Raw genomic sequence first — 24,632 nt, forward strand, 5'->3', positions numbered from 1 at the left:
TGTTACATTGTCAGACTTGTTCCTTCATACGACTTCACATCGCATATCCTAAAGTTTGTTAACGCATATGCTCAGAGCTAGATTAAATGTCTGTGATTGCAGTACTTTTAGTCATGGCTGTTAACGAATAAGTGGTACTTACTAACAACCAACTCCGTGCAAAAGCGGGACGCACAAAGTGAAATCGTTGTCCGCACTATTTGCGAATCCCCTGAAAGATGAACCTTGCACAAGGATCCTTCCTGAAAATAGATTTAGTTCGTACTGCTAACAGTTTAGTTAATCAACCTTAAGTAAGACACTGAATATATTCATTAAAAAATAATGTGATTTTTGAGTTGAAAAGGTAAACAGGTCTGTATACCATATAAGTACACAGACCTGTTTACCTTATGGAGTTCATCATGCGAAAACATGCTTTTGCTTTGATTTCAGGATTTGCAGCAGCACTTACCATATTCTTTATGGGGCTGATTGGTGAGATGTCGACTGATTGGGTTTTGCTAATGGCTCCTTTTGGAGCTTCATGTGTCATTGCTTTTGGCCTTCCGAATAGCCCGCTGGCACAACCTAAAAATATTGTTTTGGGTCATTTGATCACGACAATAGTCGGTTTAGTGATGCTTAACATCTTAGGTAGTTCCCCACTATCGTTAGCTTTGGGAGTTGGTATAGGGATTGCCCTCATGCTGATTACCGACACGACCCATCCACCTGCAGGCGCCAATCCTTTGCTGGTGATGTTAACGGAACAGCACTGGGATTTTGTTTCTCACACAGTATTACCTGGATCAGTTTTTCTGGTGCTGTCCGCACATCTGTATAAGAAGCTCTACATCAAATTTGCTTAGGCTGAACGGAGGTTGTTCTGATGCAACAATTTCATTTAATTAAGAACTATTATCGATACGCAGTTCGGCAACGCATTTTTCAGCGTTCCCTTAAAGTGTCTGCGGTTGTTGGTAGTTTGCTGATGCTTATCAATCATGGGGACAAACTGTTTAATCAAGAGGTTCAATTACTTGATTACCTAAAAATCTGTCTCACATACTTGGTTCCATTTTGTGTATCTACACATGCCTCAATTCACTCTGCTTTGCAGTTCAATCGAGAAGGTATACACCATGATTAGTATTTTTAAGAAAGAAGCGGATTCCAAAGTAATTCCTTTGCATAGGTACTCCAAATTGATTGAATCAGAAAACAAGTTCATGAATTTCATCGAAACATCGCCTGAACACTATGCGAATGAAATTTACATAAATGCAGCGAATGTCAATGAGGCTTCCAAAAATCGGTTAAAGGCTCTTGAGCAAAGCCATGAAAAAATAGTCGACTTTATCTATCAGTCGGAAAATATAAAGACAATCTCAAATCAAAGTTATCGCTTCGCGCATCAAACAACAGAAACAGCGTCGGTAACGATACGAAAAATTGATGAACTCACAAAGGAAATTGAATCGTCCAGAAGCAAAATGGACGAGTTTGGAGTTTTGCTGAAGTCTTTAGAGCAAGTCAACATGAATGTTACACATTTAGTCGAGTCGATAAAGAATATTGCAAAGCAAACAAATCTGCTGGCGCTAAATGCTGCAATTGAAGCCGCGAGAGCAGGACAACAAGGTAAAGGCTTTACAGTAGTTGCAGATGAGGTACGTAAGCTTGCTAACACAGCGAACAGTTCCGCAGAAAACATCGAAGTCGAAATGGATATGATTTCCAATATCTCAAACCAAATTTTCCAAAAACAAAAAGAGGTTGAAGGAGTAATCATATCAAGCTCTGGATTCATCAAGGAAACTACGCAGCAAATGGAAGGTCTACTCGATATTGCGAACAATAGTAAAGCGTCTGTTTCCGATGTTATTGAGAGTGTTAATAAGCAACTGCAAGAAACCAGTCACATTGATGACATTATGTCTAACCTGTTGCAGGATACAAAGGTCTCGATTTCCCTTTCAGGCAGCAATCATGAGTTAGCTAAAAAAATCTTAGAGTCATTGAGTCAACTAAATTCACATAAACAGGAGATGTAGCGAGGCGTTTTCTATGGACAAAAAAACCATTCTTGCTGAAACTGCGTTAGATTTGTTCTATCAGTCTGGTGTAGCCAACATTGGTGTAAATGAAGTATCTAGCAAATCTAAAATTTCTAAAAGAACACTATATAAATACTTTGAAACTAAAGACTTATTGATTTTAGAAACACTAAAAATCCGTCACGAACGCTTTTGTAATTGGTTAAGTAGCATACTAGCTCAATCTGAAAGCAATGACCAACTTGTCGAAAACCTCTTTAACGGTCTTGACCGATGGTTTTGTGGTATGGAGCCTCAATTAGGGGAATTTAGAGGGTGCTATTTTATTAATACCTCTGCTGAATTTGTAGACAAAAAGCACCCAATCTCCCTTATGTGCAAAGAACATAAGGATGAAGTGCGGGAAATTGTTTGCAAAAACATGCCTGAGAAAAACGAGATACTGCTCGATATGCTCTGTTTGTTAAAAGAAGGGGCAATCACTTCGGCTTACGTAAATCACGACACAAATGCTGCAATGAAAGCGCTTATGATATTTAAGAAGTCACAGATTGTTTGAGGTAATGATGAATATCAAAAATAATCAAGCTATACAGCCATTAAAGGATATGATGCGTTTGGCATGGCAGGTTGAAGAAAGAGATCCGTATACATCTGGCCATCTTTGGCGTGTCTCGAAGTTCGCAAATATTACGGCTGAGCACCTGAACTGGACAGCGATTGATGTATCTATGGTGACACTCGGTGCCTTTTTACATGATATTGGCAAGATGGAGGTCTCAGTTGACATTCTCAATAAACCAGGGCCTTTGACTGAAGCAGAGTTTAACGAGGTTAAAAAACATCCTGCTATTGGCTATCACTTAATAGAAGAAAATCCATTTTCGCACTTAGTTTTAGATTCCATTTATCACCATCATGAACGTGCTGATGGTAATGGGTATCCTAACCGCTTGGTTTCAGTCCAAGTTTCAAAGCATGCCAAGCTCGTATCAATATGCGATGCATTTGATGCTATGACGAGTCAACGTTCTTACCGAGCACCACTAAGCAAAGAAATGGCATTAGAAGAGATTCGCCAAAACTTAGGTACGCAGTTCGACCTAGAACTCGGAGAGACCTTTATTTGCCTGGGTGAGAAAGGTGAGTTTGATAACATCATCTTACACACCGACGATGGAATCCCATTACAACATTGCCCTATGTGTGGCCCTACTATAGAAGTGTTCCGTCACCAGACACAAGGAGACTCGGCTACATGTAAAGTTTGCTCATCTCAATACACCATATCTACCCCAATACAGAAACAGCATGCTCAATGGCTCAGCAGTGATGCCATAACAGACTTCATCAACGCGACAATTAGCAAATTACCTTCATCAGCTTTTACTCGGAACGGATCTATTGAACACGGAGAACTCACCTTCTCATTAGCCAACGATGCGAACGGTTAATAACGTAGTAAATGCGGAAGTGATTGGGGAGTCACGATATGATAAGAAACTAATTAGCTGAATATTAGGTACTTTTAAAGAATGAGAACTATAAATATCGCTCCGTAATCGCCAAACACAAAGAAGTATATTGTGATTTCAGTGACTGGCAGATTTTTGCATGTAGAAGCAATAGTGCATAGAGACAATCTAGCTCGATAACTAAACGGTGAATGGGTATGTCCAAAAAGGACATGCCTCTTCGATGCATCATCAGCCAGCCCAATTCACTACGCGACTACACTTTGAGTCAGTTAAGCTAATATCGATAAACAGACCTTCCTCATCATGGACGGCTCTAAAGAGCTCAATTGATGGGCTAATGCATGTTTACAGTCGATATTCTGATAGATTCATATTTAAGCACTGTAATTTAGAAAAAAATCTACTGCTCGATTAGTAATGGGGACGACCAGAATACTGAGTGGTAGGGCTACCCAAAAAGATGTGAACCATGCAGTTGGCCAATTTGATAAAGCATCAGAAAAACTCTCGTTCAATAATGTGTACTAGCTCAGACCTGATCTGACAGTTACCCACTTTTAGATGCCTGTCAGATTATATCTGGGCTAGATTCTTTTCAGCCCAGATTGATTTCCCATCCAGTAATGTTTCCATTGGCGTTCTGCCGCAGCACATTTTTCCTTGATGAGTACGATGATTGTTGTAGTAATCAATCCATTCGTCTAGATCTTTTTGTAATTCCTCTAACGAACTGTAGAGGCTCTTCCTAAACGTTACCTGATAAAATTCATGGAGTATGGTTTTATGGAACCGCTCGCAGATGCCATTTGTCTGAGGGTGTCTGGCTTTTGTCTTCGTATGATCGATATCGTTAATAGCCAGATAGAGCTGATAGTCATGCCGCTCAACTTTGCCGCAGTATTCTGTTCCTCGGTCAGTCAGTATTCTCAGCATCGGAAGCTCTTGAGACTCAAAGAACGGAAGGACTCGATCATTGAGCACATCAGCCGAGGTTATTGGTGTCTTTGTTTTATAGAGTTTGGCGAACGCAACTTTGCTGTATGTATCGACAAAAGTTTGCTGATAAATGCGTCCTACACCTTTCAAATTACCAACGTAAAAGGTGTCCTGAGAACCAAGGTAGCCAGGATGGTGAGTTTCTATTTCACCACAGGCTTCATCATCATGTTTTTTCTTCTCTAACGCTGCAACTTGTTCGTCAGTGAGGATGATTCCGTCTTTTTCGACCTTAGCTTCGAGAGCTGCCAATCGCTTTTTAAAGTTCTCTAGGTTGTGCCTCAACCAAATTGAGCGCACACCGCTCCCAGAGACAAATACGCCTTTCTTACGTAACTCGTTACTAGTACGAGCTTGTCCGTGAGCAGGAAACTCGACAGCGTACGCTACAACTGCATTCTCAGTCTCATCATCGACTCTGTTTTTAATGTTCGGAGTTCTTCGTGACTGATTGATGAGTGAATCTATTCCACCATCCTCAACGAGTTCTTGGTAGCGATAGAACGTGTCTCTGGACACGCCCATGATCTTGCAGGCCTTAGAAACATTTCCTAATTCTTCGGCAAGATTAAGAAGGCCAGCTTTGTGTTTTATGATTGGATTGCTAGTATGAAGCATGAGAGTTACCTCTTTTCTTTGATTTAAGATTCAGCACCTTAATCAAAGTGGGTAACTCTCTTCTTTTCAAATTGAAGTGTCAGATCTAGTCGGAACTAATACAAATAATGCCATCGCTAATGACATACCTCCTGACATAATAATCGACATAATAGTCGAAAATAAGTAAAACTCTTTTTCTTCACGACTCATCTTCCAGCCTCCCAAACTAAAACATTAACGCATTAGGAATATAAGAAACTTTTAACTACTCTAAATATTATCAATGAGTTGATTCAACAGGCCATCAAGTATTGAATCAAGTGATTCATCTTTAAGCTGTTTATTTTCAATATCAAAGTTTTCATAGAAACTTGGAATACTTAAAGAGCCAACTACTTGACCACCAAAATACGGTACTGCATCAATGGCCTGCTTCAAAACAGTGCTCGCACCATTTTCACCTGGAGAAGTTGCTAACAGAAGCACAGGTTTGTTTCCATATACATTTCGGTCTATTCGACTTAACCAGTCGAATAGATTTTTGAATGCAGCCGTATAGCTTCCATTGTGTTCCGCGAATGAAATGAGGACAGCATCTGCTTGCTGAATACGCTCTTGAAAAGCATGCGCTACGTTTGGAATGCCAAATTTCTCTTCTAAATCTATGTTGAAAATTGGCAAATCAAACTCATTTAGATCCACGTAATCTACATTCGCGGAATCGATTTTCCTAGAAGCATACTGAACTAACTGTTTGTTGATAGATTTACTGCTGTTTGTTGCTGCAAAACTAAGGATTTTCATATTTACACCTGTTATTTGGTTTAAAGATAATCATGTTACATTTTCGAAACTAAGGCATTTAAAGATTCCCTAGTTTTCCCTGCTGATAGCGTTGAATAACATCATCAATTTCTTTATCTGTGTTCATCACAAACGGACCGTACTGTACAAACGATTCATTTATGGTTTTTCCCGATAGAAAAACAAAATGGCTATTTGTAGAGCTCGTTCCCCTGACCTTTAACTCCGCTCCATTCAAATCGGTTAATGATACCGACTCGCCTTGTTCAAGCCGGAACCACTTATCGTAAATCTGATACTCCAGGCTTCCTTCAACGCAATATAGCCAACCATTAAAATGTTTGGTTACTTCATGTCCGAAGTTCGAATTATTGTTAACAAAGCCATCCAGGACGGTGAAATGAATCGACCAGCCTCCTGTAGCCACTAATTTGAATTACAATTAGTAGTCCACAGGAGGGCAAATGAATAAGCAGTTTACCGAAGAATTTAAAATCCAAGCCGTAAAACAAGTCACCGAACAAGGCTACACGGTAGCAAGTGTGTCAGAACGCCTTGGAGTCTCCACCAATAGTCTCTACAACTGGATGAAGAAGTACGGGTCAGACAGCAAGCACTACCAGCAAGCAAATGAGCAAGAAGCGAAAATACGAGAGCTGGAAAAAGAGCTGAAACGAGTGACACAGGAACGTGACATCCTAAAGGAAGCAACTGTATTTTTCGCCAGCGAGTCAAAGAAAAATACGCGTTTATAAAATCCCGACTCAACAAATATCCCGTACGTTTAATGTGTCAGGTCTTGAATATTCAACGCAGTGGTTTCTACGCATGGATAAGGAAGCCAAAATCTGCCAGAGCTATTGAGGACGAGCGCTTACTGGGCTTGATTAAGCACTCTTGGCTTGAAAGTGGTTGTGTCTATGGTTACCGCAAGGTTCAAAGTGATCTACGGGATTTAGGGGAGACATGCAGCAGGCACCGAGTCGCCCGCCTGATGCGACAAGAGGGACTGAAAGCTCAAGTTGGATATAAGAAGCGTCGTGGCATGTATAGTGGTCAGCCAGCACTTATTGCTGAAAACATATTAGACCGTGAATTCTCGCCATCTGAGCCGAATCAATCTTGGGTAACAGACATCACTTATATCAGAACACACGAAGGTTGGTTGTATCTAGCAGTCGTGCTCGACCTTTATTCGAGAGCGGTGGTCGGTTGGTCAATGAGTTCAAGGATGGAATCAGAGTTGGTAACACAAGCGCTTCTCGCTGCGGTATGGCGTCGAAAGCCTAAAAGTACAGTGCTAATCCATTCTGATCAGGGAAGTCAGTTCACGGGCTATGAATGGCAGGCGTTCTTAAAAGAGCATAACCTGATACCTAGTATGAGTCGCAGGGGAAACTGTCATGACAACGCAGTAGCAGAAAGCTTCTTCCAGCTTCTAAAACGTGAACGGATTAAGAAAAAGATCTACCAAACAAGAGAAAAAGCACGTTCAGATATTTTCGATTACATTGAGATGTTTTATAACTCTAAACGTAAGCACAGCCACGCTGAGAATATGCCTCCACTGGTGTATGAAAAGCTTGGAATTTACAACTAGTCGCTGGTATACAGGAGGCTGGTCGATTCACATCTCCCATTAAATGATCACAAAAAGGGAAGACCGACATGACCTTTAGTCTGCTGGGGTGAAGACCTGATGATACTGTTGGATGCGAATTTCACTAGGGCCGGAATTAATAGCACTTCACCCCAAAGTCGGATATGTAGAAGCGTAACTTTCTATAAATCTCTCCGGGAGCTTTTTGAGCTCTATGCTGCACGTTTAGTTGCCAAATTCAATTGGCCACCAGATTAGATCTTTGCCTCACCCAAAGTAATCAGCAAATAGCTAAGTGAGCAGAATCACTAAGCTTATGTATCCAATAGAGTGCTTGGCTGGAAGCCTCACAAAAACCTAGACACAAAGTTAACATAAGTTTAACATAGCCAGATACCTTCGAACTGACCTCCTCCCTAAACTACACTCGACTCAGCCTTTTCCTTAATGTGATAGTATCGAGGTGGCCGTACCTTGCTCAGTTTTTGTTAGTAGCACATATCATCAATGCTTGTTAGACAAAGCCTAAATGGGTTTCGAATACAGGGTGCAGAAGCTTACGAAGGCTAAGGAAAAGGTAATGGAATATACTCTTGGTTGCTACAGTGAGGTAAGACCACATTAATATAATTTAATCCAAACTGGCTGGATACTGGTTCCAATGTTAAACCTTGAACTTAAATGTCACTGACTAAGACACTATTAAAAACGATATTGGTAACGCTCTAAAAATTTAAGACATCCAAATTCATCTGTGAGCACACGGGTATTAACGCTGACATAAAATATACATGTCAGCGTTTCGATATTACAATATCTTGAATTTGATGAGTTTCAAAGTTGGTTAACTTTACTTAATGCTTGGTCATAATATAAACCATTAATACCAGCTTTACTTATATATTTTCTATACATACTTTTTGCTTCTCTTTTTTTTCCAACTTCTTCATAGGAAATGGCCTTATAATACAGCATTCCATCTGGTAACTTGAAGTTTATTTTATCTAATAAAGTAAAGTACTTAAGCGCATCTATATACGATTTCTCTCTCAGATTCTTGGTAACACCAAGTTTGTATTTACGTTTTTTTTCTTCGAGCGACAAATAAGAATCTTCGATATATTCAATTTCAACCTTCGTGATAAATATCTCGTCATTTCTATTCCTGTATCGACTTCTGTATATATTGCAGTCTCCATCGGTAATACCAAATCTAAACATATCATCACGATCCTCACACAGCGCTTTCATTTCCTTATAATACTCTTGCTTTAAGGTAAGAGGCTTATTGTATTTTTCACCGTCTATTATAGGAGAGTTTAACTCATCATAATGATAGAGCATCATTTCCGAGTAATTCCATTTATACTTAGTTCTCGTAATTATATAATCTTCATTATAGTTTAGACCTTCAATATTTGTATCACCTCGCTTGAAGTAAGAACCTGCCTCTTTATAATTCCCTAAAGAGTAAAGATAATCAGCATAAACACTGCAGTTAACCTTCTCTCTATCGCACGAAATTTTAGCTAGATTCGCCCTTTTATTACGCCAATCCTTATTGAAGTCGTCTTTTGTTTTGGAATAAAAGCCATACCCAACAGCTACGTTGTAATAGTGGTAGTTAAGTTCAAGACTATTCAGAATCTCAGAAATTCTTATTTTTTGTTTATCATTGAAACCAATCTTTCCAATATCGGTACCCAAAGCGATAGGGTAATAACCTGTTTTGTGTACATTCGGTTTTCTACTCAGTAACTTGTTACTCTCGTCCCACCAAAATATACAGTTATCTAAATTCTGTGGAACCGCTGTTTCCAAAGGACCATTGTCGATCCTGTAAACTCTACCATGACATTCCCACCTTAATACCTCAAACATTGAAGTAACGTTTCCACTTTTAGCCTCATCTACTCTATCACTGTGTAACCCTCTCATATGATGCCCGTATGTGCAGCCAAAAAGAGATAAAAGAATTGATGTATAAACAACATGTCGGAAAAAACTTATCATAGCCAACCAAATAACGTGAACTCTATCTGGCTATTCTAATACGAATTAAGGTTAAAGAGTGGGATGAATGTTAAAGAAAAAAGACACCTCGAACATTTGTAACTACGGTATAAATGAACAGTTCTGAAAGAACAATTTCAGGATAACCGTTGTATCCAAAGTTTATTGATCGCAATTAAAATAGAGTACAGTATTGCATGGAACTCGAATTAGACCTGAATGACTTGTCATAACAAAAGGAATGAGCAATGGATAAAGCCAATTTGATCGAATCTTTAACTCAACTCGAAATTGATATTCGCTTTAAATTCCCGTTTTCCTCTAAGCTCAGTCATATTCAAAAGGCCGTGTTAGATCTTAAGGATGATAAACCTGTCGAAAAGCAGGCCAAAGCCTTACTTGAGGAAATGGAGTCTGCTTCTTCTACATTTTCCAGCTTTAATGGAGCTAGAACCCCATACATTCAATCCCAAACAACTACTCAGGAAACTGACGCTTCTATCGTTAAACAGAAGCTCACCTACTCCATTAACAAAGAAGAAAGACCCACGTATCAACATGATGATTTCGCGAGATTTACACTGCCTTGGCTGTTTTTCAATGACACCCAGTTTTTCTATGATGAGTTTTTAACTCATGCTAATGGCGAAGAAAGACTTCAATATCTTTGGGACAGTAACGCGTTTCCTTCTCTCGGTTGCTTCTCTCCTAAAGGTATCCAGATCAAACAAAAGCAGGTTCATGATAACGAGTTCATTTTCGTTTTGATGCCAATAGCTGAAGGCTCTAACATAGCTGTTGTTTCTTCATTTACACTCGGAAAAGGGACTGGAACAGAACGATACTTTACCCTAAAACACATCAATAATCCTGAATACAGTACACTCGTTGGGGATTTCTTAGAACTGTACTCTGATAACTCAGAGAAAGTGAAAACGACAGAATGCCCTCTTAATTTTGAGTGCTTCACTATCATGCTAGAAGCTTATTTGAAAGCAGAAAGTAAGACTAAAGAAACACCTACTAAAGACGCTACAAAAACCTCCGTTAAGGCCATCATTGAGCAACCCAACTGGCTGTCCATGTGCCGTTTTAGTCACATCATCCTCCCGCAATTGGTGGACAATGACATCAATGCTTTGTTTGAAGCTAAGCACAAAGAGCGAGCCCTATCATTCATATCAGATTGGATGGAAAGGCAGAATTACGGTTTACTACCTGTAGGAACCATTCTGGGCTTTCACGATTACTCTATCTATGACTTTGAAGGCCTTATCATTGAGATGGCTGACCCCAAACTAGCTCCTGCTTCGAAGTTTATTTGTATTCTTACTCGTTCTGGCAGACTCAGAGAGTCCAATATTGAAGTTGAATCCATTTACACACTAGAGGTTGCGGAGAAAAGCGTCTCTACACCCTGGGTTATCACCTGGGTATATAACTATCCTTCAGTTCAGGACTGCTCCAGGAGTGTGGTTAAGTTTTTAAAGGACTCTTCTCTTGATACCTTTATCCAAGCGATGGACGCGCACGTTGGTACCGACATCCCTACAGACGTGGATAGCGATGAGTATCCGTTTTATCATCTACTTCAAAACGCGATTGTCGATACCTATGACAAGATAATGCACAAGGAACTATAGCCGCCAATAGTTACTGTGTGTTGAAAGTATTAAACAGGGAGGACAATGAACCCTCCCCTTCATTACACTACTCAGTCCCAATCACTAAGTAGAAACCGGTACCTAGCGGTCAAACTTTTCCGCTTTGAGACATAGCGTACTATAACGTCTCCACCCTTCCGTTGGTCCTTTTATCAACTTCCCTGTCGGGCTATACACTGAATAATTGTAGTAGTCACGAGCTCCTTTGCATGGATTTCCAACCCTTTTGAGAAACGACGCGGTTTGATAGTTACCGTCACTCAAACGACTAACCCCCCAATGCTTAAATGGGATGACTACTTTTTCGTCCTTATCAATCACCCCCTTTCTCGCAGGGTTTTCTTGAGTTTCAGCTATAGCTGTATGGTTTTTAAAGTCAGATAGATATCCATAGTGAGGCTTTATCACCAAATGCCCTTTTTTATTTATCGCACCAAATTCCCGGTAGTCTCTTTCGTAAATACACATACCATCAGAAAATCGCTTGCAGAGATCTACACTTCTAGCTGCAGGTTTTATCACCCAACTTTGGTTCGTATCAATAAAACCAGCCTTCTGATCACGTTTCTTGACTACATGAGCCACTCCCTCGCTGAAGCTGAAGGCTCTATAATAAGTGGGCTCAATAACAACCTTACCTGCAGCATTCTTAAAGCCATACTTGCCATTGCTACCCTCGAAAGCAACCAAACTCAACTTAGGATTTATTGGTAATGTATGACTTTCTACTCGCGCTCTAACAACAGCAATACGTTTCTCTTCTTGCCGTTGTTGAGCCTGTGCCTTCTTCTTTATTTCCTGACTATCATCTTTGCTAGACTCTTTGTAGTCTTTTTCCACCTGTTCGACTCTTTTTATCGCTTCTTCACGTTCAAAAGCAGCAAAAATATCATCAGACTCACTGCCAGAAAATCTCTGATTAATCTCTTTCTTCTGGGCAGAGGCTATAGACTCAACTTGCTTAATTTCACTTTTTTCAGCAAAAGAGTGGTGGTGCTGAATTAACTCAGAATAGGCCATATCTAACTTTAGGATTTTCCCAAACATGAAATCTATACCATTCTTATATATGGACTTTGCATCTGTCTCTGAGTAGTAGTCTAGATCATCACTCATGCTTGATTTGAAAATAGTCTTTCCCCAATCAGGACTGGCGGGAGTGTTGTATGAAGACTCCCCTTTTAAGTATTGAGTTGATGGGTGCCCAAAGACTCCTGGGTTCCACACAATGCTGGCATAATTATTTCTCACATCATAACCAACAATATCTGCGTCAATAATAGTGAACTTCTTCAGGATCTCTTTTGGCAAACAGCTTTTGGATTTGTATATTTCTTCACCGCACGGGTAGTAATTAGTTGTCTTATTACCCTGGATGACAGTCGCAGAATTAAGCCTCCAGGTAGCTGTACTATCTACAACTGGCTCACCAAACATTGTCCAAAATTTCCAGTTGATTCGAAGGCTGATGTTCATCTTCACGTCAGCATCAGCATACGCAACCCTAGTCAAGGGTGTATCGAACTCAGGCTTATACATTGTCCCTGAGTAGGTTTTAGCAAAGGAACTTACACTTAATACACTTAGAAAAGTACCAACTGATATTATAAGAAAAGTCCTGTTTATCATTATCAATCCTTAGTATTTTGCGTAATGGTCGTTTTTGAGTCCATAAGCTTGATCATACGTTTAAAGAATACTTCTAGCATTGTCTAAGCCAAACTAGAAGTCTGAAACAATTCCAATGAAGAAGATAAATTACATCGTCATAGACAACTGTATATATAGAGCCTCAATAACCTTTCATCTTCAACAACGTTGCTCTGAAGGCCAGTCAACAATGGCCGATATCGGCAAAAACGTCTTTAATACAAACTTCCGTATACTTGTCAACATGAATATATTGATTAATTGATTCAAGAGACTCGTCGGGCAATGACACAATTATTTTTTTGCAAGGTAATAGCTGCTCTACAACCATAATCAATGCTCAGGTAACTCTTCTCTTGATTGAGAACTCTCATCAGCGAAGCTGGCCACCTACCTTGTCTTGAGTGTCATCCAACCGCGCTCTCTATTGACCAAACTGTTGGAAGCTAAACAAATTACTCTACACACACATTCATCTTCACTCCCTGGTCACGATCATCAATACCGTCACGATTACAGTCGAGCAGAAAATCATGCTTCTGAATAGGGCGTTTTTGATTTTCTGTACTTATGTTTTGCTTAGTCGATTCAGGTTTCGGCGATACCGGTACAGGAATAGGCGTCGAAGCGTTTGCAGCCTGCTTCTCTGCCTCTTTAAAAGTAGAAATGAGAGGAACAGCCCAGTGATTCGATTCGTTGTTTTCTCCACTATCTAGCCTTCGTTTTATCTCCGCTTCGTAAGCCTCATTAGCGGCACGTACTTCTGTTGCTTTTTGTTGAGCCTCTTTCTGAGCACGCTTTGCTGCCGCAACAGCTTTAGCCCTCTTTCGCTCGTTTTCGAGATAGCTTTGATGTTCTTGCTCTATACTCTGTCGAATATCATTCAAATCCGTGTTCGTCATTTTTGTAATTTTTGCATAGGCTTCGATAGAATACTCTGCAAGACCAGGCTTACCTTCACGAAGAGCGTACGCTGGGAAGGACGATACTCCCTCACTATGCTTGATGTAAAAAGGATCAGCACCCGCTTCCAGCAATGAACTAACGATAAAATTTGAGAGGGTGCTGTAGTCGGTCAAATAAACCGCAGCGACAGTTAATGCATCAAAATAAGTTTTTTCAGGACCCGCAGATTCTAACTCGTAATCAAGCCCCTCAGGGTCTTTGGATGAAAACGTTCCAGTATAAGCACCCGCTCCCAAAAGAGTTTGGACGGTTTCTAGGTAACTTTTCTTGATTGCTAGATGTAAAGCTGGTTTGAAATTACGGGTAGCAAAATCAGGCCCTGATCCTTTTTCCAGCAATAGTTTGACCCACTTATTTGCCTCGTCATCGGAACCTGCGTAGAGAAGAGCATCTTGAATGGGATATGAAATATAGTACTCTTTCTTTTTCGTTTTTTTTGAGTAGAGTCGAACGGCCCCACCAACATTTGGATCGGCTCCAGAGCTAAGCAGAAACTCAGCGACATCGAACTCTCTGTTTGCAATTGCGCACTGGAGTGCAGAGAAGCATTCATCAAAGGTCTCCGTAGCATTGACTTCCTTCATCCAAGCATCAGGACCAACGTCACTCTGGTGCTCTTTGTAAAGAGCTAGCTTTTTTTCAGGGGTTAGATGCTTATTAGATCCAATAGACTGAGTAGTTGCAATACAGCCAAAAAGCGAGAGGCTAAAAAAAGCAAAAAGTGCATGTCGGATCATGTGTATTTTCCTTTGTATCTATCCATCAAATTCATCGAACCATCTTAACCAACAGCTTCTCGAGGCATGTTTATTGCATTACTTTGATTGCTCTAATCCGTGCTGTTGTATCATGATTTACTCTTAAAAATCAGTAAGCCTCTTCAACATGCAACTCTCTAAACTTCAACTTATTGTAGTCGTCATTGTATCCCCAAAACATAAATGAATAAGCATACCTTCCGACCTCAAAATTAATGTGAAATTCCGCTACATGACTAACGCCATCAATTTCTTTTTGGGCTATCTTTTTCGTGTCGATATAGTAATCATCATTATGTGATTTTTCTTGATTCTTAAGCCATGCCATAGCCTCGATAGCTTTCATGTCCCAGCTAAGCCCTGCGTTCGTCCACTTCCTTGGCAGGCGCTGATTAAGCCTTATTTTCTCTCCCTTTACTTTTTTATTTACGTTATTGTAAAAAGAAATCTTCTTCGCTATTTCATTTTGACTAGATTCCACAAAAAAATTGCCATTCATGTCGAAGCTTTCGCACCTATAGTAACCAGACCCTATAGAAAGCTTCTTTATACAAGTCCCTCTTGCACCTATTTTTGCGTTACTAGTTTCACCAATAACTATATTGAATGGTAATTGTTCAAGTGCGCTTGTCGATCCAGCATAGGCAGAGCCTACTATCATGGTGAGTACAATACTAAATATAAGCTTAATCATTTTAGCCCCAATTATAATCTTCGATTCCCTTCAGCCCTGTCATAGTGAGCCTCTATCATTGTTTCAGTTCCTACAAGTTCCTAACCCCCTTATCTCTTTGAATACCTCAGGGCATAACATGGGATACAGATGTGCAAGAAACTACTAATCAAATCATACAGTAATTTCTTCAGGTATCGTCCTGAGCTAGCTCAAGGTTATATAACTGAATTAGCAATAATTCGCCTATATGCTTTAATTAATTAAGTAATAACTGATCAGCAAAAAAAGCACTTCAAAAGCACTCTCATGATAAATTTTTTACCTTGGTTATTGTCCATATTCTCATTAATTTCATCTCAATACGTAATAGCGAGTTCATGTGCAAATCATCAGTGTCGCCCCCCTGGAGATGACAGACTTTCAAAGACATCTCTATCTCCTAAGTACCTTGATGCAGTTGGGCGACTAAGAACGACAAAAACTGATGGTGAGTCCAATATTTGTGGGGCTTCTTTGGTAGGTTTCACAGCTAAGCAGGACTCAAGGGTTCTCGTTACTTCCCTTCAGTGCCTTAAAGGTAAACGAATGACATGGGAAGCGCATACACAAAATGGAAAAACTATTAAACGAAGCCCTACTGAGACTCTCGATTACTCTTATGAGTCAGACTACGCCATTTTGCTCCTTGATAAGAAGGTAAGATATCGGGATATATCGCCACTGATCATAGTTTATGAGTTGAGCCTGTCTCCCGAAGAAATTATATATGATGAAGAGTACGGCAATCCCAAACTTATGTTTGCAGGTTATAGTGCAGACGCGAAAATAGGTAAGAGTGGTAGCATATTAACCTATGATACGACAGGTGATATATCCACTAGTCAAAACCCAAACGAACCTACTGGTGGATGGGCAGAAGGTATTACAACCTACCAGGGCTCCTCTGGTGGGGCTTTAATAGTCACTTACACAGATTACAAAATTAATTTCCCTTCTACTTCTAGCTCCCACATTGAATGTTTATCGTGTGTATTCATAGAATGGCCTTGGTAAGAAAAATCAAGATGACTTTTGGTATGTAAGCAAGCTCTGGTTGAAACCGTACAAGAGTGTTATACGTCTAGGGTTATACCATTAAAAACTATACTATGTAATTTCGGTTCAAACACTTATTGTAGAAGAGTAATAAAATCTCATACCAAATCAGTGAGTAGCCCGGACTCTACAGAATTAATCTAATCATGATTCAAAATAAATCTTAAAAAATAGGACTGGTGACATTTATTGCCTCCAAACACACTTACTTTGGTTTTTTGCACTTTTTAAGGTTATACGAATGAACGGCTTTAAAATTTGACACCAATATTAGTTGTTCGGAGAAAAGCTTGTGCAAGCTTTAGCCTTTTTAACTACGATTTTCGACTTCAATTTCAGCCTGTCCGGGTTCTCATCTGAAGAAGGTTCCTTATAACGAAAAAAGTAGCCAATTAGGGAATATCAACAGTTTCCAACTCTGCAGCCAATAGATCAAATACCCGGCGAACTCGCATGTTCGTTCTAAGCTCCTCATGACATACGAGCCAGAGTGGTATCTCCATCATCGGAAAGAAATCCTCGGGAGCTCGCATTAGTTTTGGCTCTTGTTTCGCTATGTCTTCTGGTAAATACATCAACCCTAAATGGTTTTTGCATAACTCTAGTTGAGCAGGCTGAAATTCAGTAGAAAGCTTGAAATTATCTTCAACTAACTGCCAGCCATGCTCTGCTAACTGTTCAATTATTCTTCTGTTATTTTCAAAGCCAATAATTTGAATATCACGGAATTCCCCTGTCGCACCTAAATCAAAGAACGGTTGGAGGTACTCTCTGGTACCATACAAATAGACTCGCTCTACTCCCAGCTTCTTTGCAATGAGACTCGGCTGACTAGGTTGGAAACTTCGAAGAGCAATATCGGCATCTCTACGTTTTAAATCACTTACGTCGTTTGTGACGACCAACTCAATGGATATATTTGGCTCTTTACGTCTTAATTTGCTAAGAATCGGTGGCAACCTATATACGGCGTCAAGCTGACAGGCTGAAATCACGACGACACCTTTAAGAGCTTCCGATTGGCCATTTGCAGCCATCGAAAACTTGTGGGCCACATCGCCCATTTCGCGAGCGATATTAAGTAACTCGATACCACTGCGAGTGAGTGTTAATTTATGCGCCGAGCGCTCAAAAAGCGCAACACCAAGCTCATCTTCCAGAGCTGATACCTGACGACTTAGCGTCGGTTGTGTCACACACAAAGATTTTGCGGCCGCAGACAAGCTTCCAAGCTCTGCAGTAGCTAAAAAAGCTCTTGTCCGGTTCCAGTCAAAAGAAATTGATTTCCAGTTCATACAAATCTGTATGCCTCTATGCATTTTTAAGCAATTACCATTAACTATATGTATAGCTATAGTGTCAACACAATTGTTTTATTGAGGTAATTTTATGACAGTTTTAGTATTGGGGGCGACAGGGGCAACAGGTCGGCTTGTGGTCAAAGAACTAATATCGAGGGGTTACCACGTAAAGGCCATTGTACGATCTATAAGTAGAGTAGACAGTGACCTTATAGCCAGCAAACAGGTAGAAATAGTGGTTGCCAACATAATTGATTTGTCTGATGAACAGTTAATTTCCCATGTCAGAGGTTGTGAAAGCGTGATTTGCTGCCTAGGGCACAATTTGACACTGAAAGGAATTTACGGCCAACCAAGAAAACTGGTCGCAGACACTACAAAGCGGATATGCCGGGTTGTTACCAAACTAAATCCATTACAGCCAATCAAATTTATTTTGATGAGTACGTCTGGATATCAAAATTTACTAAGGGGCGAGTCAGTTTCGTGGATGCATAAAATGGTTATTAGGCTGTTAAGAAAAACCATTCCTCCCCATGTGGACAATGAAGAAGCTGCCCGTTACCTGCAATACAATGTTTCCGGCTCTTATTCTCAATTGGAGTGGGTTGCAGTCAGACCAGATAGCTTGGTTGACCAACCAATAAAAACGGAGTTTTCTGTCCATATGTCTCCGATTTGTGATCCGATATTTGCGTCAATGGAGAGCAGTCGTATCAATGTTGCCAACTTTATGGTGGAGTTGATTTCTTCACCTCAAACCTGGAGTGTTTGGAAAAATGAAATGCCAGTTCTCTATAACGACCAAAATAGTATCAATGTGTGACACGGGACTTGAAACATGCATCATCCAATAATCAATCAAATAGAAAAAGCTGATAGAGCGATAGTTGAGGAAGACTTTAACACGTTAATGTCTGTGCGGCCTGAAGTGGTATGAAGCGTTGTTCACCACGATAAGAGTGAACCATCTGTATCACCCAGATGACCCTAGGTTCCATAATAAAGCAGTGGAACCGACAGGTAACGAAACTCAGGCGTTAGGCTGAGTGGGAACGGAATCGTGAGATGATGTTCCCCCTGAGAACCACAATTCGGGTGAGTGCTAGGGAGTCAATATGATAAATGTAATGTGAATCCATGTAAGGTGCGTTATTGTCGGAGAACAATAGACTTTAATCGGAAATGCGCCTTTGAACGCAATTCTTAGACTATAAAAAGGCTAAAGTTTGATCACTTTTGAGGCTCTTTGCCTCCAGAAGGGCTGTGGAAATGACAATAAAGTCTGATCACATAAAGTCTGATCGATCTCTAGCAAGATTTTGGACATTTCCTTCTTAGCAGCATTGGACGATATCTACCTATGAGCTAACTTTTGGTAGCCCAAAAACCAGAACGACACCACTTTTCAGGATGTCGAATCTGCAAGGAAATGGACAGAAACGGTCATTCCCAACTCCAGGTTCCAGATTGGTTTTATGCTAATTTTTTATAGAACATGCAAACCAAAACAAAGCCCCAACTTGCGCCGAGGCTTTAAAATATAAACAATGATAACTGCAACCAATTAGGCTTAATTCATCATAATTTAAATCGTCCTACAATAGTTGATAGGTGTTTATTTAAATCCGCAATATCATAAGCCTCTTGAAGAGAGTTTTTACCATGCTCTTCCATTTCACGAACGATATTGTTTATTTCTGTCATATTACGGGTCAATTCCTGAGTTACGCTACTTTGCTCTTCAGCGGCAGTGGCGATTTGCGTACTTAAATCATGAATATCATTCACAAAATCACTCATAGAGCCTAAGCTTTCTTCGACCTCACCTGAGCTAGAAATCGTATCTTGACAACGAGATTTTGTGTTATCCATTGATTTCACGACAACTTGAGTGCCTTGAAGTAAAGATTCAAGCGCAGATTCGACTTCCTCCGTACTGTCTTTGGTACGGCTTGCCAAATTCCGAACTTCGTCTGCAACGACCGCAAAACCTCGACCATGTTCGCCTGCTCGCGCAGCTTCTATTGCTGCATTTAGAGCTAACAAGTTCGTTTGCTCAGCAATGCTATTTATAACTTCTAAAATACCATTAATGTTTTCAGTTTTATCACTCATTTGAGCAACATTCGCAACTGCACTATCAACATCAGTGATAAGGTCAGAAATGGTTTTCTGTGATTGTTCCGCAATGATACGAGAAGTATTACCAATCTCATTTGCTCTTTGCGTAATTTCGGCAGTATTAGCTGCATCTGTTGCCATTGCATCCGCTGTCGAATTCATTTCTTCAATGGCAGTAACCACTTGCTCAGTTTCAGCTAAATGCGAATTTAAAATTTCATCATTTTTTGCAGATTGCTCTCGCATGCGCTCAGTATGAGATTGTAACTCTATCGTTGTGCTTTGTATCTCCAGCATCATACCCTGCAGATTTTCAATGAATTGATTAATACCTTGAGATATTTGCCCCAAATCATCATTAGTACGCACTTCAATACGCTGAGTAAGGTCGCCATTACCGCTTGATAAGTCGAGAATTGTTTGCTTTAAGGCAATGATTGGACGATAGAGTATGTTCAGAATGCCAAAAGTAAGCAGCATGCTAATGATAACGGCTAAAGTTGCGATGACTATTGCTGAAGTAGCAGACTCATTCAATTTTGCGAACGCAACCGATTCATTTATACCAATACAAAAATACCAGTTCTTGTCTCCTGCTTTTATTCTCTGTGAGAAAAATATTTTATCTTGCCCATTAAGCTGGTAATTTTCCGTTGCACTCTCTTGACTTACAGTTTTATTTGCCAACGATGAAAACCAACTATAGGAAGTTGCTTTATTCCCTAACTCTAAATCTGGCGAAGAGCTTGCCAATATAGTTGTATCACTATTTAAAATGACAGCCGTGGTGCCAGGTAGATTATTGGCTCTTTTGACGATTTTATTTAGGAATCCCAACTCTAAATCCGTGGAGAAAGCTCCATTTTTGATTTTTTCAATAATAGTTATCCAGTACGTACTGCCATACAAGTATGGTTCAGAGACAGTAACACCAGATGCATTGCGTCCTTCTATATACCAACTTAATGTTCTAACATCACCTGTATATAGATGGTCAGGATAGTCCTCAGCTTCAACATTCCAATACGATCGGCCATCTTCAAAGGAAATTGCGGCACTCCCTGTATTAAAGGTTGCAGCTAAGATTTTTGCTTGCTGAATGATTTCGTCACTGCTTCCTTGAAAATCTTGATTTTTGTATAATTTTGCAAGTCCACTCAACCCATTCACTTTTTCGTTGATAAGACTTTCGATAGCAAGACTTTGGCCCTTAACATAGTCCTGGCCATTCTTAATAATATCGTCAGTTAATCCTTGCTTTTCTTTTAGAAAAAGAACATAGCTAGAAATAGATACGGATAATCCAACTAGTAGAACAACAGATAAAATTAGTACCTTTTTTAATCCTAAACTTTTCATCACTGCAACTTCTATCCTTTACTCGAAAATCAATCAATGCCAGACAAAACACCTAGAATACCAATTCAAACCAATACAAGTCACGGGTAAGCAAGCTTATAGGGTAGATTGAAAGGTATTAAAATCTATTGAAAGGGGTTTATCTCAGCAGGTAGGGTCACTGCTGATGTTTTTCTCAGAGCCTTTCATCTTCGTAACGTTGAGAAGCGATGCCATTTTGCTATTTGGAACTTGTCGGAAAACAACTTTCGCCCTAAAAGGTTGACTCGATTCTATCCGATTATGTGTAATGTCTATCTGGGCAAGTGTATCGGAACGCAGGAAATGAAATCATGTTTGACGTCTTGTTTTTGCATTAATTTGGATTGCGAAAATCGTTCAAGGGACAAAATACCCCAATCTATTGAACATGATACGCTTGGAAAGCCACTTCCGCTCAATTCTAGGACGAAGCTTTCAAGTACACTTTTTCCAATTTTCTCCAAAGCTTTTTTGGGTATGTACTGCCAGCTTACCGTTTAAAAAACATAATACAGGGTAATTAACTATTGGTTTCATGGGCATCAGATAAAAAATAGGATTTAAAAAAGAAGCATACTATATGAATAAAGGCCGTTTTTCTTTGTAACCTACTGTTAGTTGCTAGCGCATGGATATGCAAATGTGAAAAGAATAGGCGATATTTGTCTAGGGGAGTCTGGGCAGTCCACATCAATCTGGGAATGGGCTACAGGAAGTTGGCCGATTTAAACTGCCACTCAATAGGCTTTGAAAACCACCGGATGAAAATTAAGCTTCTATTACAGCAGTATCTGTTTTACTGTATTAAAGTAAAAAAACATATTAAATTCATACAATAAGATGCGTTTTTAGTCGCGGCCATGGGCAACATACTTTACATTGAAACATGCTAATAAACAGTTTCAGATGGACTATATTTTAGTTAGATAGTGTGTTTTTGCTGTTTCGCACACTTGGCTCATTAAGTGCTGACTTCGGCAGACAAAAACGACGTTTTGGCGGGAAAAATGAAACTAGTCAAAGAAGAGCTTATAGGCTTCCACCAACTCAAAGAAATGCCATTTTCTTGGCAAACAAACACAGATCACTTTCACATCGATACAAGTGGACTAACCGATATCATCGATTCTAATCGAACCATCAACCACATTGACGACTTTCTGGGCTTGTTCTCTAAACAAGATCAAAAACGGGTCTCTGCGCATTTCCAGCAAGTGGTTGACAGTGATGCCATAAAGGTTTGTATCGCGACCCGTTTAGGCGCTATCGCGTTATGTTTATTGTCAGCGAAGAAAATCACAGGTAATCATATCGCTGGCGTTGTCATTCCTTTATTTATAGCCCCAACACCGGAAGACATTTCTTCGTTTTTTCACCAAATTTTCGAAAACAAAAGTCATGGTATGGTCGTGACGGACGAAGAGACGCGTATTATTGCCTGCAATAGCTACTTTGAGAATTCAACGGGGTACAAGCTTGATGAGCTCTTAGGGAAAAAGACATCTATGTTTAATGCGGGTAAGCATGGAGATCTTTTCTTTAAAGAAATGTGGCAGAAACTCACCAAGAACGGGTATTGGAATGGCCTCATTCTGAGTAAAGGTAAAACGGGAATGATTAAACCACAAGAGTTGAGAATTCAGCGTTTAGAGTCAATAAGAGGGAACTATTATTATCTTGGAATGACCCAAGACTTATCAAACAAGTTGTATCGGGTGGCTGGTATTGAGCATGGTGGTATCGAATTACTTACACAGTTACCGGGAGAAGATGAGTTTTTTCTGAAAGTGCAAGATACAGCGATTGAGCTCAAAGACAATCAGGGTTTGGTTGTGATTTCATTCATTCCGCACTTCGATAAAGAACAAGAATTTGAATGTAAAAAACAGCTTGCGAGTGCATTAGCCTATTACGAAAAAGATTGCTCTGCAGGATTCATCAAGAAAGCCGTATTTTCGATAGCCATTGTTTATGAGCGTAGAAAGGATAAACCTCATTCACTCTCTATATTTGAAGCCATTAAGGGGCGCTTCAAGACCTTAAAGCAGCGTGTCGAACCTTCAGTCTATGCTGCTATCACAGAGTGTACCATTGGTGTATCTGTGCTTGGGTTAGATGCGAACAATGAAAACAAACTTATTTCTCATTCTCTTCAGGCAATGTATGAACGTCATACCTCTGGAAACAGTAACATTTGTTTTTTCAACCGTACGCTACATGAAAAAATAAAGCGTCGTGAAATTCTAGAAGATATTGTTAATCAATCCGTTATCAACAAGAAAATGGAGGTTTTCTTTCAACCCATAGTCAACACATCAAGCTGGAAAATAACCAAGCTGGAAGCATTGTGTCGATTCAGGGATTATAACGGTAACTTATTAAATACTCAGGAGATGATAAAAGTTGCGGAAGACATGAAGTTAGTCTCTGAGTTAGATTTGGCTATCGCTGACAAAGCTATCAGCTCTCGTGATGACTTAGCAAAACTCTATGGTCCAGAGGTAGAATTGACCATCAATATTTCTCTGAACTCTGATAAGCCGATGAAGGCACTGTTTAGTGACTTACTCCGGTTGTTTAAAAAACATATACGCCATCTCCCCTATATTACCGTAGAGTTAACAGAATCCGCATATTTCAACAGTGAGCAAAAAGACAGTAACTTACTTTTTGAGTTAAGAAAAAAAGGGTTAAAGGTGGCCATCGATGATTTTGGTACTGGGTACTCTTCGTTCTCCTATCTAAAAGATGGAAACTTTGATTTGCTCAAAATTGATAAAGAGTTTGTCACTGACCTCACGGTGGGCTCGCATAACTATTATATCGTCAAAATGATCACACATCTGGCACACACTCTGGATGTCGAAGTGGTTGCCGAAGGTGTTGAAACGCTCCAAGAAGTTAAAATTCTGAACGACCTAAAAGTGAATTACATGCAGGGTTTTTATTTTGAGCGGCCTCAGCCTGTCGAAAAGCTTTCTCGAAAGACGGTGAATGTGGACGGTATCGAAGCGTTGGAGGAACTGAATAGTGAAGAGGTTGAATTGATGTCTTACCCTCCAATGCTTACCCCTCAACATACACTAAGAGAAATTAAGACACTGTTTGAAGGGAGTCAGTTTACTGCGTTTCCAGTCGTGCTAGATAGGAAGTGTGTGGGCGTTATCACCCGAGAGCAGTTCAACTTACACGCCACCCCTTCAATGGGTACAGATAGAGAAACCATGCATGAATACCAATCCATGACTAAGGTCGCCAGTGCAATGATGAACTCAAGAGTCACAACGGTACATGAAACGATTCATGAGGGGGAGATTCACGAGAAAGTCCACAATAACAACCCCTTTCCATGGGTCGTTATTAATGATGCTGGTGAATATGTTGCCATTATCGATATATATAACCTAGTGCACTTTCTCAACACCAATCAGTAAAGCCTCATGCTTAGGTCGCATATCACTCGGTTTATCCCAGTATACATATGCGTC

Annotated in this window: 20 protein-coding genes; 10 read left to right on the forward strand and 10 right to left on the reverse strand. The window is 40.0% G+C overall.

Translation table 11 applies throughout. From position 1 onward, the window contains the following. Window positions 1–404 precede the first annotated feature (404 nt). The 5 genes from SNR28_RS05035 to SNR28_RS05055 are packed head-to-tail and all read left to right on the forward strand — an operon-like array spanning window position 405 to window position 3,493. A complete protein-coding gene (locus SNR28_RS05035; RefSeq protein WP_375748122.1) occupies window positions 405–851 on the forward strand; it encodes an HPP family protein in 447 nt (148 codons plus the stop codon). Between the two features lie 20 nt (window positions 852–871). Further along, a complete protein-coding gene (gene nrtS, locus SNR28_RS05040) occupies window positions 872–1,132 on the forward strand; it encodes a nitrate/nitrite transporter NrtS (RefSeq protein WP_375748123.1) in 261 nt (86 codons plus the stop codon). Continuing rightward, window positions 1,125–2,036 carry a methyl-accepting chemotaxis protein gene (locus tag SNR28_RS05045; RefSeq protein WP_375748124.1) on the forward strand — a complete coding sequence of 304 codons (912 nt, stop codon included), beginning with the start codon at window positions 1,125–1,127 and terminating at the stop codon, window positions 2,034–2,036. The genes nrtS and SNR28_RS05045 overlap by 8 nt, the downstream gene beginning before the upstream one ends. 13 nt (window positions 2,037–2,049) lie before the next feature. Continuing rightward, on the forward strand, window positions 2,050–2,598 hold the full coding sequence (locus SNR28_RS05050; RefSeq protein ID WP_375748125.1) for a TetR/AcrR family transcriptional regulator: 549 nt from the start codon (window positions 2,050–2,052) through the stop codon (window positions 2,596–2,598). A gap of 4 nt (window positions 2,599–2,602) precedes the next feature. After that, complete coding sequence (locus SNR28_RS05055; protein ID WP_375748126.1) at window positions 2,603–3,493, forward strand: HD domain-containing phosphohydrolase; 891 nt, start codon at window positions 2,603–2,605, stop codon at window positions 3,491–3,493. A 398-nt stretch (window positions 3,494–3,891) separates the two neighbouring features. Here SNR28_RS05055 and SNR28_RS05060 read toward each other — a convergent pair whose 3' ends face one another. The 4 genes from SNR28_RS05060 to SNR28_RS05075 form a co-directional block, all read right to left on the reverse strand. After that, window positions 3,892–4,032 (reverse strand): DUF2798 domain-containing protein, encoded by a 141-nt coding sequence (locus SNR28_RS05060; protein ID WP_375748127.1) that lies wholly within the window; start codon window positions 4,030–4,032, stop codon window positions 3,892–3,894. Between the two features lie 58 nt (window positions 4,033–4,090). Continuing rightward, window positions 4,091–5,131, reverse strand: coding sequence for an IS481 family transposase (locus SNR28_RS05065; RefSeq protein WP_375748092.1), 1,041 nt, complete (start codon window positions 5,129–5,131; stop codon window positions 4,091–4,093). Window positions 5,132–5,383: 252 nt separating this feature from the next. Further along, window positions 5,384–5,917 carry an NADPH-dependent FMN reductase gene (locus SNR28_RS05070; protein ID WP_375748128.1) on the reverse strand — a complete coding sequence of 178 codons (534 nt, stop codon included), beginning with the start codon at window positions 5,915–5,917 and terminating at the stop codon, window positions 5,384–5,386. Between the two features lie 58 nt (window positions 5,918–5,975). Continuing rightward, complete coding sequence (locus tag SNR28_RS05075; protein ID WP_375748129.1) at window positions 5,976–6,344, reverse strand: pirin-like C-terminal cupin domain-containing protein; 369 nt, start codon at window positions 6,342–6,344, stop codon at window positions 5,976–5,978. 37 nt (window positions 6,345–6,381) lie between these two features. On the opposite strand from SNR28_RS05075, the gene SNR28_RS05080 reads away from it, so the two are divergent. Then, a protein-coding gene (locus SNR28_RS05080; RefSeq protein ID WP_375748130.1) for an IS3 family transposase occupies window positions 6,382–7,517 on the forward strand; the annotation gives its coding sequence in 2 pieces (ribosomal slippage) (window positions 6,382–6,631 and window positions 6,631–7,517; 1,137 coding nt in all). Window positions 7,518–8,351: 834 nt separating this feature from the next. Here SNR28_RS05080 and SNR28_RS05085 read toward each other — a convergent pair. Continuing rightward, window positions 8,352–9,398 (reverse strand): hypothetical protein, encoded by a 1,047-nt coding sequence (locus tag SNR28_RS05085; protein ID WP_375748131.1) that lies wholly within the window; start codon window positions 9,396–9,398, stop codon window positions 8,352–8,354. A gap of 380 nt (window positions 9,399–9,778) precedes the next feature. Between SNR28_RS05085 and SNR28_RS05090 the strand changes: the two genes are divergently transcribed. Beyond that, entirely contained in the window at window positions 9,779–11,173 is a 1,395-nt protein-coding gene (locus SNR28_RS05090; protein ID WP_375748132.1) for a hypothetical protein, read from the forward strand. A 102-nt stretch (window positions 11,174–11,275) separates the two neighbouring features. Here SNR28_RS05090 and SNR28_RS05095 read toward each other — a convergent pair whose 3' ends face one another. From SNR28_RS05095 to SNR28_RS05105, 3 genes are all read right to left on the reverse strand, one after another. Continuing rightward, complete coding sequence (locus SNR28_RS05095; RefSeq protein WP_375748133.1) at window positions 11,276–12,823, reverse strand: WG repeat-containing protein; 1,548 nt, start codon at window positions 12,821–12,823, stop codon at window positions 11,276–11,278. Between the two features lie 476 nt (window positions 12,824–13,299). Next, window positions 13,300–14,547, reverse strand: a complete 1,248-nt coding sequence (locus SNR28_RS05100) for an ankyrin repeat domain-containing protein (protein ID WP_375748134.1) — start codon at window positions 14,545–14,547, stop codon at window positions 13,300–13,302. A gap of 130 nt (window positions 14,548–14,677) precedes the next feature. Then, window positions 14,678–15,262: a hypothetical protein gene (locus tag SNR28_RS05105; RefSeq protein ID WP_375748135.1), complete on the reverse strand. Its 585-nt coding sequence runs from the start codon at window positions 15,260–15,262 to the stop codon at window positions 14,678–14,680. Window positions 15,263–15,550: 288 nt separating this feature from the next. Here SNR28_RS05105 and SNR28_RS05110 point away from each other — a divergent pair, with 288 nt between their 5' ends. Beyond that, window positions 15,551–16,297: a hypothetical protein gene (locus SNR28_RS05110; protein ID WP_375748136.1), complete on the forward strand. Its 747-nt coding sequence runs from the start codon at window positions 15,551–15,553 to the stop codon at window positions 16,295–16,297. 434 nt (window positions 16,298–16,731) lie between these two features. Here the strand turns inward: SNR28_RS05110 and SNR28_RS05115 are convergent, their stop codons facing one another. Beyond that, window positions 16,732–17,634, reverse strand: a complete 903-nt coding sequence (locus SNR28_RS05115) for a LysR family transcriptional regulator (protein ID WP_375748137.1) — start codon at window positions 17,632–17,634, stop codon at window positions 16,732–16,734. A gap of 94 nt (window positions 17,635–17,728) precedes the next feature. Here SNR28_RS05115 and SNR28_RS05120 point away from each other — a divergent pair, with 94 nt between their 5' ends. Beyond that, window positions 17,729–18,466, forward strand: a complete 738-nt coding sequence (locus SNR28_RS05120) for an NAD(P)-binding oxidoreductase (protein WP_375748138.1) — start codon at window positions 17,729–17,731, stop codon at window positions 18,464–18,466. A gap of 755 nt (window positions 18,467–19,221) precedes the next feature. Here SNR28_RS05120 and SNR28_RS05125 read toward each other — a convergent pair. Further along, entirely contained in the window at window positions 19,222–21,123 is a 1,902-nt protein-coding gene (locus SNR28_RS05125) for a methyl-accepting chemotaxis protein (protein ID WP_375748139.1), read from the reverse strand. Between the two features lie 1,028 nt (window positions 21,124–22,151). On the opposite strand from SNR28_RS05125, the gene SNR28_RS05130 reads away from it, so the two are divergent. Then, window positions 22,152–24,578 carry an EAL domain-containing protein gene (locus SNR28_RS05130; protein ID WP_375748140.1) on the forward strand — a complete coding sequence of 809 codons (2,427 nt, stop codon included), beginning with the start codon at window positions 22,152–22,154 and terminating at the stop codon, window positions 24,576–24,578. Window positions 24,579–24,632: the final 54 nt, after the last annotated feature.

Source organism: Vibrio iocasae, assembly GCF_042245395.1.
Classification (GTDB): domain Bacteria; phylum Pseudomonadota; class Gammaproteobacteria; order Enterobacterales; family Vibrionaceae; genus Vibrio; species Vibrio iocasae.

Excerpts from the sequence above, each read along its gene's own strand:
- SNR28_RS05100 (WP_375748134.1), bottom strand. The coding sequence starts at position 14,547 with ATGATCCGACATGCACTTTTTGCTTTTTTTAGCCTCTCGCTTTTTGGC.
- SNR28_RS05120 (WP_375748138.1), top strand. The coding sequence starts at position 17,729 with ATGACAGTTTTAGTATTGGGGGCGACAGGGGCAACAGGTCGGCTTGTG.
- SNR28_RS05095 (WP_375748133.1), bottom strand. The coding sequence starts at position 12,823 with ATGATAAACAGGACTTTTCTTATAATATCAGTTGGTACTTTTCTAAGT.
- SNR28_RS05055 (WP_375748126.1), top strand. The coding sequence starts at position 2,603 with ATGATGAATATCAAAAATAATCAAGCTATACAGCCATTAAAGGATATG.
- nrtS (WP_375748123.1), top strand. The coding sequence starts at position 872 with ATGCAACAATTTCATTTAATTAAGAACTATTATCGATACGCAGTTCGG.
- SNR28_RS05130 (WP_375748140.1), top strand. The coding sequence starts at position 22,152 with ATGAAACTAGTCAAAGAAGAGCTTATAGGCTTCCACCAACTCAAAGAA.
- SNR28_RS05070 (WP_375748128.1), bottom strand. The coding sequence starts at position 5,917 with ATGAAAATCCTTAGTTTTGCAGCAACAAACAGCAGTAAATCTATCAAC.
- SNR28_RS05050 (WP_375748125.1), top strand. The coding sequence starts at position 2,050 with ATGGACAAAAAAACCATTCTTGCTGAAACTGCGTTAGATTTGTTCTAT.
- SNR28_RS05085 (WP_375748131.1), bottom strand. The coding sequence starts at position 9,398 with ATGTTTGAGGTATTAAGGTGGGAATGTCATGGTAGAGTTTACAGGATC.
- SNR28_RS05045 (WP_375748124.1), top strand. The coding sequence starts at position 1,125 with ATGATTAGTATTTTTAAGAAAGAAGCGGATTCCAAAGTAATTCCTTTG.
- SNR28_RS05065 (WP_375748092.1), bottom strand. The coding sequence starts at position 5,131 with ATGCTTCATACTAGCAATCCAATCATAAAACACAAAGCTGGCCTTCTT.
- SNR28_RS05105 (WP_375748135.1), bottom strand. The coding sequence starts at position 15,262 with ATGATTAAGCTTATATTTAGTATTGTACTCACCATGATAGTAGGCTCT.
- SNR28_RS05110 (WP_375748136.1), top strand. The coding sequence starts at position 15,551 with ATGATAAATTTTTTACCTTGGTTATTGTCCATATTCTCATTAATTTCA.
- SNR28_RS05090 (WP_375748132.1), top strand. The coding sequence starts at position 9,779 with ATGGATAAAGCCAATTTGATCGAATCTTTAACTCAACTCGAAATTGAT.
- SNR28_RS05035 (WP_375748122.1), top strand. The coding sequence starts at position 405 with ATGCGAAAACATGCTTTTGCTTTGATTTCAGGATTTGCAGCAGCACTT.
- SNR28_RS05125 (WP_375748139.1), bottom strand. The coding sequence starts at position 21,123 with ATGAAAAGTTTAGGATTAAAAAAGGTACTAATTTTATCTGTTGTTCTA.
- SNR28_RS05115 (WP_375748137.1), bottom strand. The coding sequence starts at position 17,634 with ATGAACTGGAAATCAATTTCTTTTGACTGGAACCGGACAAGAGCTTTT.